This window comes from Mesorhizobium sp. M1D.F.Ca.ET.043.01.1.1 (assembly GCF_003952385.1).
In the GTDB taxonomy this organism is placed as follows: Bacteria; Pseudomonadota; Alphaproteobacteria; order Rhizobiales; family Rhizobiaceae; genus Mesorhizobium.
This window is the reverse complement of sequence record NZ_CP034444.1, coordinates 5138986-5156462: the sequence shown is the minus strand read 5'-3', so window position 1 is coordinate 5156462 and position 17477 is coordinate 5138986. Positions and strand designations below refer to the sequence as shown.

At 65.6% G+C, this 17477-nt stretch carries 21 protein-coding genes; 17 read left to right on the top strand and 4 right to left on the bottom strand.

Features of this window, described 5'->3' with window-relative positions; genetic code table 11:
• Nucleotides 1-5: 5 nt before the first annotated feature.
• From EJ067_RS25010 to motA, 4 genes are read right to left on the bottom strand one after another with little or no spacing between them, the layout of a single operon-like run.
• Nucleotides 6-1022 (bottom strand): flagellar motor switch protein FliG, encoded by a 1017-nt coding sequence (locus EJ067_RS25010; protein ID WP_126087867.1) that lies wholly within the window; start codon nt 1020-1022, stop codon nt 6-8.
• A gap of 43 nt (nt 1023-1065) precedes the next feature.
• Nucleotides 1066-1452, bottom strand: coding sequence for a flagellar motor switch protein FliN (fliN, locus tag EJ067_RS25005; protein ID WP_126087866.1), 387 nt, complete (start codon nt 1450-1452; stop codon nt 1066-1068).
• 30 nt (nt 1453-1482) lie between these two features.
• Nucleotides 1483-2418 carry a FliM/FliN family flagellar motor switch protein gene (locus EJ067_RS25000; protein WP_126087865.1) on the bottom strand — a complete coding sequence of 312 codons (936 nt, stop codon included), beginning with the start codon at nt 2416-2418 and terminating at the stop codon, nt 1483-1485.
• Nucleotides 2419-2452: 34 nt separating this feature from the next.
• Nucleotides 2453-3328 (bottom strand): flagellar motor stator protein MotA, encoded by an 876-nt coding sequence (motA, locus tag EJ067_RS24995; RefSeq protein ID WP_126087864.1) that lies wholly within the window; start codon nt 3326-3328, stop codon nt 2453-2455.
• 144 nt (nt 3329-3472) lie between these two features.
• On the opposite strand from motA, the gene EJ067_RS24990 reads away from it, so the two are divergent.
• The 17 genes from EJ067_RS24990 (at nt 3473) to fliF (ending at nt 17474) form a co-directional block, all read left to right on the top strand.
• Nucleotides 3473-4249, top strand: a complete 777-nt coding sequence (locus EJ067_RS24990) for a DUF1217 domain-containing protein (RefSeq protein WP_126087863.1) — start codon at nt 3473-3475, stop codon at nt 4247-4249.
• A 7-nt stretch (nt 4250-4256) separates the two neighbouring features.
• Entirely contained in the window at nt 4257-4979 is a 723-nt protein-coding gene (gene flgF / locus EJ067_RS24985) for a flagellar basal-body rod protein FlgF (RefSeq protein ID WP_126087862.1), read from the top strand.
• A 4-nt stretch (nt 4980-4983) separates the two neighbouring features.
• Nucleotides 4984-6402: a flagellar protein export ATPase FliI gene (fliI, locus tag EJ067_RS24980; protein WP_126087861.1), complete on the top strand. Its 1419-nt coding sequence runs from the start codon at nt 4984-4986 to the stop codon at nt 6400-6402.
• Nucleotides 6383-7045: a hypothetical protein gene (locus EJ067_RS24975; RefSeq protein ID WP_126087860.1), complete on the top strand. Its 663-nt coding sequence runs from the start codon at nt 6383-6385 to the stop codon at nt 7043-7045. The genes fliI and EJ067_RS24975 overlap by 20 nt, the downstream gene beginning before the upstream one ends.
• Before the next feature lie 78 nt (nt 7046-7123).
• A complete protein-coding gene (flgB, locus tag EJ067_RS24970) occupies nt 7124-7504 on the top strand; it encodes a flagellar basal body rod protein FlgB (protein ID WP_126087859.1) in 381 nt (126 codons plus the stop codon).
• Nucleotides 7505-7506: 2 nt separating this feature from the next.
• On the top strand, nt 7507-7923 hold the full coding sequence (gene flgC, locus EJ067_RS24965) for a flagellar basal body rod protein FlgC (protein WP_126087858.1): 417 nt from the start codon (nt 7507-7509) through the stop codon (nt 7921-7923).
• The gene (locus EJ067_RS24960) at nt 7924-8253 is read left to right on the top strand and encodes a flagellar hook-basal body complex protein FliE (RefSeq protein WP_126087857.1); all 330 of its coding nucleotides are present in this window, start codon (nt 7924-7926) and stop codon (nt 8251-8253) included.
• Nucleotides 8254-8262: 9 nt separating this feature from the next.
• Nucleotides 8263-9051 carry a flagellar basal-body rod protein FlgG gene (gene flgG / locus EJ067_RS24955; protein WP_126087856.1) on the top strand — a complete coding sequence of 263 codons (789 nt, stop codon included), beginning with the start codon at nt 8263-8265 and terminating at the stop codon, nt 9049-9051.
• A gap of 6 nt (nt 9052-9057) precedes the next feature.
• Nucleotides 9058-9588, top strand: a complete 531-nt coding sequence (gene flgA, locus EJ067_RS24950) for a flagellar basal body P-ring formation chaperone FlgA (RefSeq protein ID WP_126087855.1) — start codon at nt 9058-9060, stop codon at nt 9586-9588.
• Nucleotides 9589-9737: 149 nt separating this feature from the next.
• Nucleotides 9738-10829 (top strand): flagellar basal body P-ring protein FlgI, encoded by a 1092-nt coding sequence (locus EJ067_RS24945; RefSeq protein WP_245468339.1) that lies wholly within the window; start codon nt 9738-9740, stop codon nt 10827-10829.
• Nucleotides 10830-10837: 8 nt separating this feature from the next.
• Entirely contained in the window at nt 10838-11407 is a 570-nt protein-coding gene (locus EJ067_RS24940; protein ID WP_126087853.1) for a MotE family protein, read from the top strand.
• Nucleotides 11404-12108 (top strand): flagellar basal body L-ring protein FlgH, encoded by a 705-nt coding sequence (flgH, locus tag EJ067_RS24935; RefSeq protein ID WP_126087852.1) that lies wholly within the window; start codon nt 11404-11406, stop codon nt 12106-12108. The genes EJ067_RS24940 and flgH overlap by 4 nt, the downstream gene beginning before the upstream one ends.
• An 18-nt stretch (nt 12109-12126) precedes the next feature.
• Nucleotides 12127-12621: a flagellar basal body-associated FliL family protein gene (locus EJ067_RS24930; RefSeq protein WP_126087851.1), complete on the top strand. Its 495-nt coding sequence runs from the start codon at nt 12127-12129 to the stop codon at nt 12619-12621.
• Entirely contained in the window at nt 12618-13349 is a 732-nt protein-coding gene (gene fliP, locus EJ067_RS24925; protein WP_126087850.1) for a flagellar type III secretion system pore protein FliP, read from the top strand. Before EJ067_RS24930 ends, fliP begins: the two co-directional genes overlap by 4 nt.
• A 232-nt stretch (nt 13350-13581) precedes the next feature.
• Entirely contained in the window at nt 13582-14466 is an 885-nt protein-coding gene (locus tag EJ067_RS24920; protein WP_126087849.1) for a flagellin, read from the top strand.
• A gap of 279 nt (nt 14467-14745) precedes the next feature.
• Entirely contained in the window at nt 14746-15630 is an 885-nt protein-coding gene (locus tag EJ067_RS24915; RefSeq protein ID WP_126087848.1) for a flagellin, read from the top strand.
• A 185-nt stretch (nt 15631-15815) separates the two neighbouring features.
• On the top strand, nt 15816-17474 hold the full coding sequence (gene fliF, locus EJ067_RS24910; RefSeq protein ID WP_126087847.1) for a flagellar basal-body MS-ring/collar protein FliF: 1659 nt from the start codon (nt 15816-15818) through the stop codon (nt 17472-17474).
• The last annotated feature ends 3 nt before the right edge of the window (nt 17475-17477 follow it).

The following is a 17477-nucleotide window of genomic DNA, read 5'->3' as shown; positions in this document are numbered from 1 at the left end:
TATCGTCAGGCGGCTTCGGCGGCAGTCTGCGTCGAGGGAAGTTCGAACGCTCCCTGCCGCGAAAGGCGGATGGTCGCCACGGCGATCGTCTTGCGCGCCGCCATGATGTCGGCCAGCGCGATGCCTTCCGATCCCTGTGCGAGCTCGGATTCGATCATGCGGCGCGAGCGTGCGCCGATCGCCGACAGCACCGATTCGGTAAGCTCCGCAGGTGCCCCGCGCAATGCCAGCGTGACGAGCTCGGTCGACAGCCCGTCGAATAGAAGCACGCGCGCCTTCTGGGTGAGCAGCGGCAAGTCGTCGAAGGCAAACAGCCGCGACCTGACGCCGGCCAGGTCCGGTGTGCCGGCCTCTTCCAGGTCCTGCATGAGCTCGTCGAGCTCGGGCTTGGCCATTTCGTTGAGCACGCCGGCGACGCGCTCCTGGCCGGCCGACGTATCCCTGGTCGTTTTTTGCGAAAGCACGCTGGCGCGCAACTGGCTCTCGACGATCCTGGCTGCCGCGTCCGGAATGGTGGCCATCGTCACCATGCGCTTGACGATCTGGCTGCGTAACGGCTTTTCCATCGTCAGCAGCACGTTGGCGGCTGTCTGCGGCGCTAGCTTCGACAGCACCATGGCGGACGTCTGCGGATGTTCACCGGCGAGGAAGGTGCCGAGGCGCGTCGGCTCGAGCTTCTCGAGATCCGGCCAGATCGGCGGCGGTCCCTCGGGGGCGGGCTCGAATTTCTTCTCGCCCATGATGGCGCTCATTTCCTCGGGCGACAGGGATTCGTTGAGGATCGTATCCATGCGGTCGGCCGAATCGAGCAGGCCGGCGCCTTCGGTGAACTCGGCCTCGAATTCCCCGACGATGCGCTCCAGGTCGGCTTGCGGGATGGTGCGCAGCAGGCGTGCGCCCTCGATCAGCGCCTTCAGCTCTTCCTGCTTGAAGAATTTGAGCAGCCGGCTGGCCGAGGGCTTGCCCATCGCCACCAGTATAGCGGCGGCCTTTTGCGGGCGCGTCAGCGTCAACGACGTCATTGGGCCTGGCTCCGCTTCAGGTGCATGCTCTCGCCGCCCATCCTCAGGCGCTCTTCGTCGCGGCTATGATCTCGGTAAGCCTGATGCCGAAACGCGACGGATCGTGTTCCAGCACGGTGATTTCGCCGCGCGCGATCCTGCGGCCGTTGACCACCACGTCGACCGGCTCGCCGATACGGCGGTTGAGCGCCACGGTCGAGCCTTTCTGCAGCGCCATCAGCTCCGACACCGGCATTTCGGTGCTGCCGAGGATGATCTGCACGTCGACCGGGATCGTCATGATGATCGAGGAATTAGCGCCGGCCTGGAGAGCGCCGTCGGGGCGATTTTCCTCTTCGCGGAGCACGCCGCGCAATTCCTCGATGGCGCGGTCGAGCTGCTCGTCCGGCTGGTCGGCTTCGCGTTCGGCTTCCACCTTGGTCTTTGCCATGCGTCGTCTCCAATAATCCCAAGCCAGGCCTCAGCCCGGCATGAGCCCGTCGATGAAGTCCTGCCCGCCATCGTGGGGATGCCGGATGCGGACCGTGTAATTCTGTCCGAGCTTGCCGAACTCGCAGACAAACAGCGTCTTGTCGCGCGCGCTGAGCTTGGCCTGCAGCTGCGCGTCTTCCTCGAACTCGATCACCTGGCCGGGCTGGAAGGCGGCGAGATCGCCAAGCGTCAGTCGGGCCAGCGGCATGGTGGCCTCGAGCCGCACGGCCGAGCGCATGACTTCTTCCGAGAAGCGGGCCCGCCAGTCGAATTCCGTCGTTCCGTCTTCGCCCGTATTTGCGGTGGCGCCGCGCGTCGCCAACAGGATGCGCTGCGGGATCATCACCGTCACCGTGCCGGTATCGGTCGGCGTCGAGATGCCGTAGACGATGCGAACCGCCGCGCCGTCGCGCAACACCCGCCGTCTTGCCTCGTTGCCGGACATCGTCTTGGTGATCGGCAGGCGCAGCTCGAGCGAACGCCTGCCCGATCCGTTGAGCGCCACCGCGACCTCCTGGAAGACGGTGGTCGCGACGTCGATCTCGATCTGCGACAGCTCGCGCTCGATCGGCGCCACCGGCAGGTCCGGGTCGCCGCCGAACAGCGCCGAGACCATGACCGCGATCGCCGGCGCGTCCATGACCAGCGTCATGGCATCCGCGGAGGTCGGCGACGAAATGATCGTCAAGGCGAAGGTCTCGCCGGCGCGCATGCGCGCATCGGGGACACGGCCCACTTCCACGGCTTGCAGGTCGACGGTGACCGGCGCGCCAAGCTCCCCTGAAAGGGCTTTCTGCAGCAGCGGCAGCGAGCGTTCGGCCATGCCGCGGCCGACGCCGATCACCTGCGCGGCCTCGCCGCTGTCGCCGACGAGACGCTCGATGATGAGGGCCCGGGTTTGCGACGGACTGCCCGGACTGATCATGACGGCGAGCCGCCCTGGCTTAGGTTCTGCATGCTCAGGCCGCCTTCTTCTCGGCGGTGCCCGTGTTCATTGTGCTCTGCTCGACGGCATCGATCGTCGGGCGCTCATAGGAGGAGATCGTCTTGCGGCCGAACTCGATCGCGACCTGCGGCAAGGCGCCGTTCATGTAGGCGAGCAGCGTCTGCTTGACGATGATGTAGAGGCGGTTCTTCTTCTCGCGCACCGTCTTGATCTTGGTGGCGACCGGACCGACCACGGCATAGGACAGGAAGATGCCGAGAAAGGTTCCGACGAGTGCCGCGCCAATCAGCCCGCCGAGGATCTCCGGCGACTGGTCAAGCGCGCCCATCGCCTTCACCACGCCGAGCACGGCCGCGACGATGCCGAGCGCCGGCAGGCCGTCGCCGACGGCGACCATCGCGTGATAGGCCTTCAGCTTGTCGGTGCGGATCGTCTGAATCTCTTCGTCCATCAGCGCCTCGATCTCGTGTGAGCGGGCGTTGCCGATGATGATGATGCGGCAATAGTCGCAGATGAAATGCGTCAGATCGTGGTTCTTCAGGACAGTGGGAAAGGCCTGGAAGATCGCCGACTCTTCCGGATTGTCGATATGCGCCTCGACCTCGCTGCGCGACTTCGAGCGCAGCTCGCGCATCAGGCTGTGCAGGACGCCCAGCGTCTCGAGATAGTCGCGCTCCTTCGGCACCGCCTGCTTGAACGCCTCGAGAATGCCCTTGCCGGTGTCCTTGACCGTCTTCATCGGGTTGGCGACGAGGAAGGTGCCGAGCGCCGCGCCGCAGATGACCACCGCTTCCCATGGCTGCATCAGCACATGCAGATGGCCGCCCATGGCCATGAAGCCGCCGAGAACGCAGCCAAGCGTCACCACAAGTCCGATCAGAATACCCACGACAGGTCCTTCCGCATGTCACGTCGGGATCAGGGATAGTCCTCGTGCCTTGTGTGAGGCTTGAATCGCGATGCGCAAAACCGATTCAGCTTCGCACAAGGAAGCTTCGCTATCGTCCTCGGACAGCTTCGGCCGGAGGCGCATATGCTGAACACCTATACGAGCTACCAGCTCATCGCCAGGGACATCCCCAAGGCAATCGACCAGGTCGAGTCGCAGCCGGTCGTGAAGCGCGAGACCGACTACTACCTGGCCAATATCGGCAACGTCAAAACCATCGACGATTTCGTCAACAACACGCGGCTCTTCAACTACGCCATGAAGGCGTACGGGCTGCAGGACATGGCCTATGCCAAGGCCTTCATGGTCAAGGCGCTCAAGGAAGGCGTGGCCGACGAGGACAGCTTCGCCAACAAGCTCAGCGACAAGCGCTACGCCGACTTCGTCAAGGCTTTCAACTTTGCCGCCTATGGCTCGACCGCCACCCTCTTTCCCTCCGCCCAGCAAGGCGCGGTCGACAAATACATGCGCCAGACGCTGGAGGAGAACGCCGGCGCAACCAATCAGGGCGTGCGGCTGGCGCTCTACTTCCAGCGCAAGGCGCCCGACATCAACAACTGGTACGACGTGCTCGCCGACACGGCGCTTTCGAGCGTGGTCCGCACCGCGCTCGGCCTGCCCGACTCCATCGCTTCCGCCGATATCGACAAGCAGGCGCAGATGTTCGAGCAAAAGCTCGATATCGCCGACTTCAAGGACCCCGACAAGCTGAACAAGTTCCTGACCCGCTTCACCAGCCTGTGGGAGATCAACAACCCGACCTCCAGCGCCGTGACCTCGGTCAGCGTGCTCTTCGCGCAACCGACCACGGTCGGCATCTCGACCGATCTGATGATGGCCATGCAGAAGCTGAAGTTCTGAGAGCGCCATGCAGGACAGTCTCTACGTCGCCCTCTCCTCGCAGGTCGCGCTCGAGCGTCGTCTCGACACCATTGCCGACAATGTCGCCAACGCCTCGACCATCGGCTTTCGCGCCACCGGCGTGAAATTCGAGGACGTGGTATCCGGCACCGGGCCGAAGTCGGTCTCCTTCGCATCCTCCGGCAAGACCTATCTTTCCACCGCGCACGGCTCGATGACCGAGACCGGCAATCCTTTCGACTTCGCCATCCAGGGCGACGCCTGGTTCGCCATCGAGACACCGGCCGGCACGGTGATGACCCGCGACGGCCGTTTCTCCATGAACGAGAACGGCGAGCTGATGTCGATCGAAGGCTATCCGGTGCTGGACAGCGGCGGCGCGCCGATCCAGCTCGATCCGCGCAACGGCCCGCCCAAGGCCGGCGCCGACGGCTCGCTCAGGCAGAACGACCAGCTTGTCGGCGCCATCGGCCTCTATGATTTCGATCCGGGCGAAAATTTTGTCCGTTACGGCAATTCGGGCATCGTTCCCGCGCGAACCCCCGAACCGGTCACCGACCGCTCCGATGTCGGCGTCGCGCAAGGCTTCCTGGAAGAATCCAACGTCAATCCGGTGCTGGAGATGACCCTGCTGATCCAGGTGCAGCGCGCCTTCGAGAACACGGCGGCGCTGATCCGGCAGAGCGCTTCGTCCACCGACGACGCGATCAAGACGCTCGGCTCGAAGTAGCGGCATGGCGACCGGCTCGTCCCTGCTCCGCGCGCCCGAAAGGCTCGCCTATTCCCCAACGGATCGGCTCGCCGCGCTCGAACGTGTCTGGCGGCGGTTCGGCAATCCGGAAACATTGCTGAGCTGCGGCGGCCGCGTCGTCGAGATATCGCCTACCCACTATAAGGTGCGCGGCCTCTCCGGCATCGCAAGGCTCGGCGACATCGTCGAGCAGCGCGGCAAGGCGGGCACGCGCCGCGGCGAGATCGTGCGAATAGGCCGCGACGAAGTCGTGGTAGCGCCGTTCGAGCGCAGCGCCGATGCCGGCATCGGCGACGCCGTGTTCCGGCGCGGTCCGCTTGGCGTCGCGCCCCATGTTTCCTGGCGCGGGCGCGCCATTGACGCCTTGACCCGCGTCATCGACGGCGGTCCGCCGCTGATCAGGCCGGATGCGGCCGATGGCGCGGGCACTCTGACGCCTGGCGCCATGTCCCGCCAGCGGGTCGGCACCGGATTCCTCACCGGGGTGCGCGTGATCGACATCTTCACCCCGCTCTGCCTCGGCCAGCGGCTTGGCATCTTCGCCGGCTCCGGCGTCGGCAAGTCGACGCTGCTTGCCATGCTCGCCGGCGCCGAGGCCTTCGACACCGTGGTCGTCGCGCTGATCGGCGAACGCGGCCGCGAGGTGCGCGAGTTCCTCGAAGACACGATCGGCGCCGACAGCATGGCCAAGACCGTCGCCGTCGTCGCCACCAGCGACGAGAGCGCCATGATGCGCCGGCGCGCGCCCGACACCGCCATGCGCGTGGCGGAGCATTTCCGCGACCAGGGCCATCGCGTGCTGCTGGTGCTGGATTCGATCACTCGCTTTGCCCATGCGCTGCGCGAAGTGGCGACGGGGACCGGCGAGCCGCCGGTCGCGCGCGGCTACCCGGCATCGGTCTTCACCGACCTGCCGAAGCTGCTCGAAAGAGCCGGACCGGGCGCCGAGGGCCCCGGCGTCCAAGGTCGGGGTTCGATCACCGCCATCATCTCTGTTCTGGTCGACGGCGACGACCATAACGATCCGGTGGCCGATTCGGTGCGCGGTATCCTCGACGGTCATGTCGTTCTCGACCGCGCGATCGCCGAGCAGGGCCGCTACCCGCCGGTCAACCCGCTGTCATCGATCTCGCGTCTCGCCGACAAGGCCTGGAGCGCGGAGCAGCGCATGCTGGTGACCAGGCTGAAGTCCATGATCGCGCGCTTCGAGGACACGCGCGACATCCGTCTGCTCGGCGCCTACCAGGGCGGCGCCGACGCCGAGCTCGATATCGCCGTGCGTCAGGTGCCGCTGATCTACGAGGCGCTCGCGCAGTCGCCGAAGGACCACGCATCGGCCGATCCGTTCGCCGACCTCGCCCGCCACCTCAAGGGGAAGCAGAATGGCGATCAGGGAGACTGACTTGCAGCAGACCGAGCGCATACTGCGCGAGATGATCGCCGAGGCCAAGGCCGCCGAGGCGGCCGACGCCAGCCGCGACTTGGCTATCAACGGCTTGTTCCCGAAGAAGGTGGAGTGGCCGCAGCCGCCGCGGGCCGAATTCCCGCGCCTGGCCAACAGGAAAGCGGACCGGCGCAGCGATTTCGTCGTCGCCGCGCTCGGCATCACGCTCGGCCTGATCTGCGCGCTGTTTCCCTGGTACATCTTCTTCAACCAGGAGCAGTTCGGCGTGCAGACGATCAAGTTCGGGGGCAGCGGCAGCAATTCCGGACGCGCGGGCGGCGGGGTTGCGGCCGAACACGGTGGACCGCTGACGGCCAAGGACGTTCCCAATGCCGATATCGACCTGCTTGCCACCGGAACGGTGCGGGACGACCCGGCGCCCCCGCCGGCGCCCGACGAACAGCCCTTTCCTGCCGCATCGGAATTCAAGATGGTGCATATCGCCAACGGCCGCGCCATGATCGAGGACGATACCGGCTTGTGGATCGTCCAGCGCGGCTCGGTCCTGCCCGATACCAGCCGCGTCGCCTCGATCGAGCAACGCGGCGGCAAATGGGTCATCGTGACGGACGCCGACAAGGTGATCGAGCTTTCCAGGTGACCGGCCGCGGGCTCGTCCCGCGCAAGGTCCGCGCAAGACTGGCGGCCTAGTCTTGTGCGTACTCGCCCGGAGAGTCCCATGGAACCCGTCAACCTCTTTGACCTCGCCACCCGGCAGTCGCAATGGCTGGCCGTGCGCCAGTCGGCGATCGCCTCCAACATCGCCAACGCCAACACGCCGGGCTACACGGCAAACGACGTCGAACCGTTCGAAAAGGTTCTCGACCGGACCGCGGTGGCGTTGAAGGCCACCGAGGCCGGCCATCTCGGCGCGGAGGCGACCAATGCCGGCTTCAACGTCAAGCCGGAGGAATCGACCGGCTCGATCATGCCGTCGAAGAACACGGTGGTGCTCGAGGACGAGTTGATGAAGGCCGGTGAAGTGCGACGCTCCTTCGAGATCAACACGGCGATCGTCAAAGCCTTCCATTCGATGATGACGATGGTGGTGAAGAGCTGACCATGGACGCGCTGACCGCAGCCCTCAAAGTCGCGGCATCCGGCCTCGGCGCCCAGTCGGAGCGACTGCGCGTGGTGTCGGAGAACCTCGCCAACGCGCAGTCGACGGGCAACACGCCGGGCGCCGACCCCTATCGCCGCAAGACGATCACCTTCCAGTCCGAGCTCGACCGCGCCTCCGGCGGGTCGCTGGTCGAGGTGAGCTCGATCGAGCGCGACCCCTCTGACTTCCCGATCGAGTTCCAGCCCGGCAACGAGGCCGCCGACGACAAAGGCTACGTGAAGATGCCCAACGTCAACGTGCTAGTCGAGATGGCGGACATGAGCGAGGCGAACCGCTCCTACGAGGCCAACCTGCAGGTCATCAAGCAGGCTCGCGATCTGATTTCCATGACCATCGACCTGATGAGGAACCAGTAAATGATCGGCGGTATCGGGGCACTACAGTTCAAACCGGCAATCGACGGCGCGGAGGCCGGCTCGCCCGGCCTGCTTCAGGGCGGTGTCGGGACACAGGCAAGCGAAAGCGTCGGCGGCAGCTTCGCGGAGGCCCTGAGCCAGGCTGCGACGAAGACCGTCAACACGCTGCAGAACGCCGAGCAGATGTCGATCCAGGCGCTCAAGGGCGATGCCGACACGCGCCAGGTGGTCGATGCGGTGATGAGCGCCCAGCAGGCGCTGCAGACGACCATCGCCATCCGCGACAAGGTTGTCTCGGCCTACCTCGAAATCAGTCGCATGAATATCTAGGACCGCGTCATGAAAGCCCTTGCCATCGCCGCGACCGGCATGAATGCCCAGCAGACCAATCTGGAAGTCATCGCCAACAACATCGCCAACATCAACACCACCGGCTACAAGCGGGCGCGGGCCGAATTCTCGGACCTGCTCTATCAGGTCGACCGCACTCAAGGGGTGCCCAACCGCTCGAACACCTCGCTGGTGCCCGAGGGCGTCTCGATCGGTCTCGGCGTCAAGACGACGGCCGTACGCAACGTCCACACCCAGGGCGAGCTGACGAGCACCGGCAACAGCTTCGACCTGGCGCTGACCGGACGCGGCTGGTTCCAGATCGAGGGCGCCGACGGCAGCACGCTCTATTCCCGCGCCGGCGCCTTCAACACCAATGCCACCGGACAGCTGGTCACCGTCGACGGCGCCAACGTCGTTCCGGCGATCACCGTGCCGACAGACGCGGTCGAGGTTATCGTCAACAAGACCGGCCAGGTCTTTGCCCGTATCGACGGCCAGACCGACCTCCAGCTTCTCGGCCAGCTGCAGATCGCGAACTTCGCCAACGAGGCGGGCTTGGCGCCGCTCGGCGACAATCTGTTCCAGGAGACGGCCGCCTCCGGTCCGGCCAATGTCGGCGTTCCCGGCGATCCCGGCTTCGCCACCATTGAGCAAGGCTATCTGGAGTCCTCCAACGTCGATCCGGTCAAGGAAATCACCGAGCTGATCTCGGCGCAGCGCGCCTATGAAATGAATTCCAAGGTCATCCAGGCCGCCGACGACATGGCCTCGGTGGTCTCCAAGAACATCAGGTAACCGACGATGGCTATGCCGGCCTCCTGCCCTGCTTTCCGCCGCGTCGTGCTGGCCCTTGCGCTGGCGGCTGGCGGCATGCCGGCGCTTGCGCAGGAATCGGCCAACCAGACGCAGTCGGCCAGCCAGATCGCCGCCAGCCAGGCGGTCGCCGAGGCGGTGCTGATCCCCAACCGGGTCATCTATCCCGGCGAGGCGATCGTGCTCGCCGCGCTGAAGCAGGTGACGCTGGTTCCAGGCAAGCACAAGCCGGACGGCATGGCGACGCGTTCCGAAGAACTGCAGGGCAAGGTCGCCAAGCGCACGCTGCTGCCCGGCCGCTACATTCCGGCGGCCGCCATCCGCGATGCATGGCTGGTCGAACAGGGCGCTACCGTGCAGGTCTATTTCACCGCCGGCGTGCTGACCATCTCGGCAGCCGGCGTCACCCTGCAGCCGGGCGCTGCCGGCGACCTCATCAAGGTCCGCAACATCGACAGCGGCAAGATCATCTCCGGCATTGTCATGGCCGACGGCACCATCAAGGTCGGCGCATCGTGATGCGCGCTTTCGCCCTTCTGCTGAGCGCCGCCCTCAGTCTTCAGCCGGCGTTGGCCGATGGGCTCACGCCCAAGGCCAAGCGCGAGCTCGCGCAGAAGAATGGCAGCGTCTACGACGATCCCGAATACGATCCGGCGACCACGACGCGCATGTTCCGCGTCTCGACGGGACCGAGCACGCTGCCGCCCGGCCAGGTCGCCGCGCGCATCAAGGACATCGCCCAGCTGCAGAGCGCGCGCGACAACCAGCTCGTCGGCTACGGCCTGGTGATCGGTCTGGCCGGAACCGGCGACAGCCTGCGCAACTCGCCGTTCACCGAACAGTCGATCCGCGCCATGCTGGAGAACCTCGGCATCGCCACCGAGGGCGGCAGCGCGCGCGCCAAGAACGTCGCCGCGGTCATCGTCACCGCAAACATGCCGCCCTTCGTCCAGTCGGGCGCCCGCATCGACATCGACGTCTCCTCGATGGGCGACGCCACCTCGCTTGCCGGCGGCACGCTGGTGATGACGCCGCTCAAGGCCGCGGACGGCGAGATCTACGCGGTCGGGCAAGGCTCGGTGATCGTCGGCGGCTTCACCGCCAAGGGCCAGGCCGAGGAGCTGACGCAAGGCGTGCCCACCGCCGGCCGCGTGCCGAATGGCGCCATCGTCGAGCGCTCGGTGCCCGCCGAGTTCGACGACCAGGGCGGCGTGCTGACGCTGCAATTGCGCAATCCCGATTTCTCGACCGCCATCCGCATCGCCGACGCCGTCAACGATTACACTTCGCAGCGCTTCGGCGTGCGCGTCGCGGCCGAGCGCGATGCCCGCACCGTGCAGATCAGGCGGCCGAAGAACGTATCGGCCGCACGCTTCTATGCGGAGATCGAAAATCTGGTCGTCGAGTCGGATTCGCCTGCCCGCGTCGTCATCGACGAACGCACCGGCACCATCGTCATCGGCAACAACGTCAGGATCTCGCGCGTCGCGATTAGCCACGGCACGCTCACCGTGCGCATCACCGAAGCGCCGAAAGTGGTTCAGCCGGAGCCCTTCTCCAAGGGCAGGACGGCGATCGAACCCTTCACCGCCATCGAGGCCTCGCGTCCCGACGCGCGCGTTGCCGTGCTCGACGGTCCCGATCTCGAAACGCTTGTCTCCGGTCTCAATCGTCTGGGCGTGAAGCCCGACGGCATCATCGCCATCCTGCAGGGCATCAAGTCGGCCGGCGCCCTGCAGGCCGACCTGGTTCTCCAATAGGCACGCCGATGATCGAGCTTTTCGCCTCAAGACTGCATCGTCGGCTCGGCCCTCTCGCCGCAGCCGCGATCATCGCGCTGGCGGTCGGCACGGCCGGCCGCGCGGAAGAAGTGCGCCAGGTGCTGCCTGGCGGACAGGCGCCGGCCCAGCCGGCTCAGCTCTCGCGCGAAAAGGCGCCGGACGAAAGCGAGATCCAGCGCTTCTGCTCCAACATCGCGGACGCCGCGCGCGACCGCCGCTACGCCTTGCAGGCCGAGGAGCTGAAGCAGCTCCAGGCCGGCATCGACCAGCGCATGAAGGCGCTGGAGGACAAGCGGGCCGAGTATGAGCAATGGCTGAAGCGTCGCGAGGTGTTCCTGGCGCGCGCCGAGGACAGCGTGGTCAAGATCTATGCCGGCATGAAGCCCGACGCCGCGGCCGAACGCCTGGCGATGGTCAATGCCGAGCTCGCGGCGGCCATCCTGATGAAGCTCGATGCCCGCAAGGCCGGCGTCATCCTCAACGAAATGGACCAGAAGGCGGCGGCGACGCTCACCGGCATCATGGCCAGCGCGGCGCGAAGGGTTGATCCGTCATGAAGTTGAAATTGCTCGTCCTTGTCGCGGCTACTGCACTGTCCGGCTGCGGCACCGATCTCAAGGAGGTCGGCCGGGAGCCTGCCCTCTCGCCGGTCGGCTCCGGCATCGGCAATGGCGGAGGGACCCCCTACAGCTATCCGGAGCCGCCGGCCGCGCCGGTGAAGAAGTTCTCGCTGTGGGACGACCGCCAGAGCAGGCTTTTCACCGATCCGCGAGCGCTGCAGGAAGGCGACATCCTGACCGTCAACATCAAGCTCAACGACAAGGCCAATTTCAAGAACCAGAACGACCGCAGCCGCACCGCCGCGCGCAAGCTCGGCTACGACGTCACGCTCGGCTGGGACGGCAAAAGCACCAGCGGCAAGGGCGATGCCGGCTTGAGCTCCAGCACCGAGACCAACGCCGACGGCGAGATCAAGCGTTCGGAGAATCTCGAGCTGAATGTCGCCGCCGTCGTCACCGAAGTGCTGCCGAACGGCAACCTGATGATCAGGGGCTCGCAGGAAGTGCGCGTCAACTACGAGCTTCGGGTCCTCACCATCGCCGGCATGGTGCGTCCCTCCGATATCGGCGCCGAAAATACGATCCCCTACGAGCGTATCGCCGAGGCTCGCATCTCCTATGGCGGGCGCGGACGCGTGAGCGAGGTCCAGCAGCCGGCCTACGGCCAGCAGATCCTCGACCAGGTTCTTCCTTTCTAGGCCGGGGAGACCGCTGTCGTGGCAAATGTCGAGCAGGCACAGCCCAAGAAGGGACCTTCCCTGGTGATCCAGCTCGCCGCGCTCCTTGTCATGACGGGCGCGGCCGTCGGAATGGGCTGGGTTTCCGGCGGCTATCTCAAGCAGGGAGAGGCGCCGGCGCCGGTTCCCGCCGCGCCGGAGAACGCCGGCAGCCCGGAGAAGCCCGCGGACGCCGGCAAACCGGTGGCCGGACCTGCGGTGGTTCAGCTGGCGCCGATCACCACCAATCTCGCCTCGCCCAGCGAAGTCTGGATAAGGCTGGAGGCATCGGTGCTCTACGACGCGCCGCAGCCGCCGGAAATGACCGAGCAGATCCACCAGGACCTGCTCGCATATGTGCGCACGCTCAAGATGCATCAGATCGAAGGCGCCAGCGGCTACCAGCATCTCAAGGCCGATCTCGACGAGCGAGCGGCGCTGCGCAGCGGCGGCCATGCCAAACAGGTTCTCATCAGGACGATGCTGCTCGAATGAGAAAGTTCCTCATCGCCACGGCGCTCATCGTCGTCACCACCTCTGTCGCCGCGGCCCAGCAGCTTGATCTCGGCGGCATCGGCAAGGCCGACGGCACGACGGTCGGCTACCTCATCCAGATGTTCGGCCTGCTCACCGTGCTGTCGGTGGCGCCGGGCCTCTTGATCATGGTGACGAGCTTCACCCGCTTCGTCATCGCCTTCTCGATCCTGCGCGCCGGCATCGGCCTGCAGTCGACGCCCGCCAACCTGATCCTGATCTCGCTGTCGCTGTTCATGACCTTCTATGTCATGGCGCCGACCTTCGACCAGGCCTGGAACACCGGCGTCAAGCCGCTGATGGACAACCAGATCACCCAGGCCGAAGCCTTCGACAAGATCTCGGATCCGTTCCGCGCCTTCATGCTGCACAATGTGCGCGACAAGGATTTCGACCTCTTTGCCGATCTCGCCCGCGAGCGCGGCCAGACGGTCTCGCGCGACACCGTGGACCTGCGCATCCTCGTGCCCGCCTTCATGATCTCGGAGATCCGGCGCGGCTTCGAGATCGGTTTTCTGATCGTGCTGCCGTTCCTGGTGATCGACCTCATCGTCGCCACCGTCACCATGGCGATGGGCATGATGATGCTGCCGCCGACGGTGGTCTCGCTGCCGTTCAAGATCCTGTTCTTCGTGCTGATCGACGGCTGGAACCTTCTGGTCGGCAGCCTGGTGCGGTCCTTTACCTGAGAGCCTGGCACCTGACCACCTGGCCGGCGACGCGGCAATGCATCGCTCCAATTCCGAGCAATATATTTTCGGTTAACCGTCCAGTTTAGCCGTTTGGTAGGAAGTTGCCCGCATAGTCCCGCTCCAGATGGCGGGTGATCGGGTCTCAGCGATCATTGGCATGATGCCGCACCGTCATACCGGACAGGCCGGTATGTCAAAAAAATCCGTGTAAAAACAAGGTACGAGTACCATGGCCAGTATCATGACCAATTCCGCGGCGCTGACTGCGCTGCAGAGCTTGAACAACACCAACAAGCAGCTCGAGATCACCCAGTCCCGCATTTCCACCGGTTACCGCGTCGCCACCGCTTCTGACAACGCCGCTTACTGGTCGATCGCCACCTCGATGAAGTCCGACAACAAGGCGCTCTCGGCCGTTCAGGACTCGCTCGGCCTCGGCGCCGGCAAGGTCGACACCGCCTACACCGCCATCAACGACATCAAGGACCAGGTCGATCTGATCAAGTCCAAGCTGGTCACTGCCCGCGGCGCCAGCCAGGAAGACCAGCAGAAGATCGCGACCGAAATCAACGCCATCCAGGCGCAGATCAAGTCGTCGGTCACCAACGCCAACTTCGCCGGCTCGAACCTTCTGCAGAACGGCGGCACGTCCGCGTCCGACCTGAATATCGTCGCTTCGTACAACCGCACCGGCGCGACCGTCACCATCGATACGATCACGGTAAAGTCCTCCGACACGCAGGTTCTTGACACGGCCGGCACCGGCGGCATCGTCGGCGGTCTGCTCGCCGCGACCTTCTTCGATCCGAGCAGCGCTGCCGTCGCCGACACCGCCATCGACACCGCGCTCGGCAGCGTTGAAACCGCGCTTGCCAAGCTCTCCACCGGCGCTGCCTCGCTCGGCGCCGCCAAGTCGCGCATCGACACCCAGAAGAGCTTCCTGTCCAACCTGTCGGACTCGATCGACAAGGGCGTCGGCTCGCTGGTCGACGCCGACATGAACAAGGAATCGACCCGCCTGCAGGCGCTTCAGGTCCAGCAGCAGCTCGGCATCCAGGCGCTGTCGATCGCCAACGGCAACTCGCAGTCGATCTTGTCGCTCTTCCGCGGCTGATCGCCCAGCAAATTTCAGGCATACGGATCGGGCCGCGCCATCAGCGCGGCCCGATTTTCATTGTGACGCCGCTGCCCTCCGAGGCGCGCCTCTTCCGTTAAGAAATACTACCGCATTGCGGTTTCAAGGCAGGCTCTTAACGCGCCATTAACTGTGACGCGCTAGTTATGGTTAACCAATCGCTATGACGGGCCGACCGCTGGTCGACAGGCATGACGCCCCCCGCCAGAGAGTTGACCGGCATGCACGAGGCATGCCTGCTTTGAGAAGGGGTGTATCTTGGCAAGTATCATGACCAACGCCGCCGCGCTGACCGCGCTGCAGAGCCTCAACGCCACCAACAAGGCGCTTGAAACCACGCAGGGCCGCATCTCGACCGGCTATCGTGTCGCCACCGCTTCCGACAACGCCGCCTACTGGTCGATCGCCACATCGATGCGGTCCGACAACCAGGCGCTTTCGGCCGTCCAGGACGCGCTCGGCCTCGGCGCCGGCAAGGTCGACACCGCCTACACCGCCATCACCCAGATCAAGGATCAGGTCGATGCGATCAAGGCCAAGCTGGTCACCGCCCGCGGCGCCAGCCAGGACAACCAGCAGAAGATCGCCACCGAAATCAAGGCCATCCAGGACCAGATCAAGTCGTCGGTCACCAATGCCAGCTATGCCGGTTCGAACCTGCTGCAGAATGATGGTACGGCCGCGTCCGATCTGCATGTCGTCGCCTCCTACAACCGCACCGGCACGACCGTCTCGATCGACACCATCGACGTGAAGGCCACCGACGCGCAGGTCCTGGACGTGGCCGGCACCGGCGGCATCGTCGGCAGCCTGCTCGCCACGACCTTCTTCGACCCGAGCGCCGCTGCTGTTTCCGACGCCAACATCGACACCGCGCTCGACGCCGTTGAAACCGCGCTTGCCAAGCTCGCTACCGGCGCGGCCTATCTCGGCGCCGCCAAGTCGCGCATCGACACCCAGAAGAGCTTCCTGTCGAACCTGTCGGACTCGATCGACAAGGGCGTCGGCGCCCTTGTCGACGCCGACATGAACAAGGAATCGACCCGCCTGCAGGCCCTCCAGGTGCAGCAGCAGCTCGGCATCCAGGCGCTGTCGATCGCCAACGGCAACTCGCAGTCGATCCTGGCCCTATTCAAGAGCTGACGGTCCGCCTGAGGCAGCCCTTCCATCGCAAGGCCGCGTCCTCGACGCGGCCTTTTCGCTTGTGTGGCAGATCGCTGCCACGAGTTCGGGTCTCGCGCAATCCCTGGCGGCTCGCCCCTATCATCCTCGCACAAGCTTCGCGGTCTAGTCTTCCGGCGGACAGTCATGCTGGGAGCGGTTGAATCGTGCCGGAACAGATCCAGAGCCTCATCGCGAACCTCCGCGGATTCGGCGTCAGGCGTCTTGCTCTCATGGGCGGCATCGCCGCGCTGGTCATGGCCGTCATCGGCGTCGCCTCGGTCTATCTCAACCGTCCGGCCTACGAGACGCTCTATGTCGGGCTAGACCGCAACGACGTGAACCAGATCGGCCTGGTGCTGGGCGAGGCCGGCATCGGCTTCGATGTCGGCGCCGACGGAACCTCGGTGCTGGTGCCGGCCGGCACCACGGCGCAGGCGCGCATGCTGCTCGCGGAGAAGGGCCTGCCGACCAGCGCCAACGCCGGCTACGAGCTGTTCGACAATGTCGGCTCGCTCGGCCTGACCTCCTTCATGCAGCAGATCACTCGCGTGCGCGCGCTGGAGGGCGAGATCGCGCGCACCATCCAGTCGATCGCCGGCGTCAAGGCGGCGCGCGTCCACATCGTCATGTCCGAGCGCGCCAATTTCCGCCGCGACGAGCAGCAGCCCTCGGCCTCGGTGGTCATCCGCTATGCCGGCGTCGATGCCGAAAAGAGCGCGCAGTCGATCCGCCACCTGGTCGCCGCCGCGGTTCCCGGCCTGTCGGCGGACAAGGTCACCGTGCTCGATTCCAACGGCAATCTCCTCGCCGCCGGCGACGACACTTCCAACACCAGCGCCGCCCGCACGCTCGGCGTCGAGCAGACGGTCGAGGCGCAGATCGCCGACAACATCCGCCGCGCGCTGACGCCCTACCTCGGTCCCGACAATTTCCGCGCCAGCGTCAAGGCTGACGTCAACACCGACACCCGCCAGACCGAAGAGACGATCTTCGATCCCGAATCCCGCGTTGAGCGTTCGGTGCAATCCGTGCGCACCAACGAGGCCAGCAACCAGAAGCAGGCCTCGACCCCGACCAGCGTCGAGCAGAACCTGCCCGAGACGCAGACGACCAACACCGAAGGGCCGCAGTCCTCCTCGCAGAACGACCGCAAGGAGGAGATCACCAACTACGAGATAAACTCCAAGAAGATCGCCACCGTCTCCAACGGCTATTCGGTGACCAAGATGTCGATCGCCGTCGTCGTCAACCAGGATCGGCTCAAGACCATCCTCGGCAAGGACGCCACGCCCGAGCAGATCGCCAAGCGCGTTGCAGACATCCAGAAGATGGTGGCCTCCGCCACCGGCTTCGACGACAAGCGCGGCGACATCATCGACGTCTCGGCGGTCGAGTTCATCGACGGGCTGGACGGCGAGCCGGTCGACCAGCCGAGCATCCTCGCCTCGATCGGCACCTATACGGGCACGCTCATCAACGCTGGCGCATTCATCGTCGTCGTGTTCCTGGTCGCCTTCTTCGGCCTGCGGCCGATGGCGACCGCGCTCACCGTATCGGCCAAACCGGCTGCCGTCGCCGGCCCGAGCTTCGACGATGTCCAGCGCTCGCTGCCGACGCCCGACGCGCCGGTGGCCGCCATCGCCGCCGACGCGCCGGTCGGCGCCCTGCCGGGCGCGCGCCCGGGCGCCACCCCGCTCGACGACCTGCGCCAGAAGATCAGGCCGGCGCCGCAGGAGCGGCTGGCTCGCATGGTCGACCTCAATGAGGAACGCACCGCCCAGATCCTGCGCAAATGGGCGGCCGCCCCGGAAGCCGCGGGTTAAGCC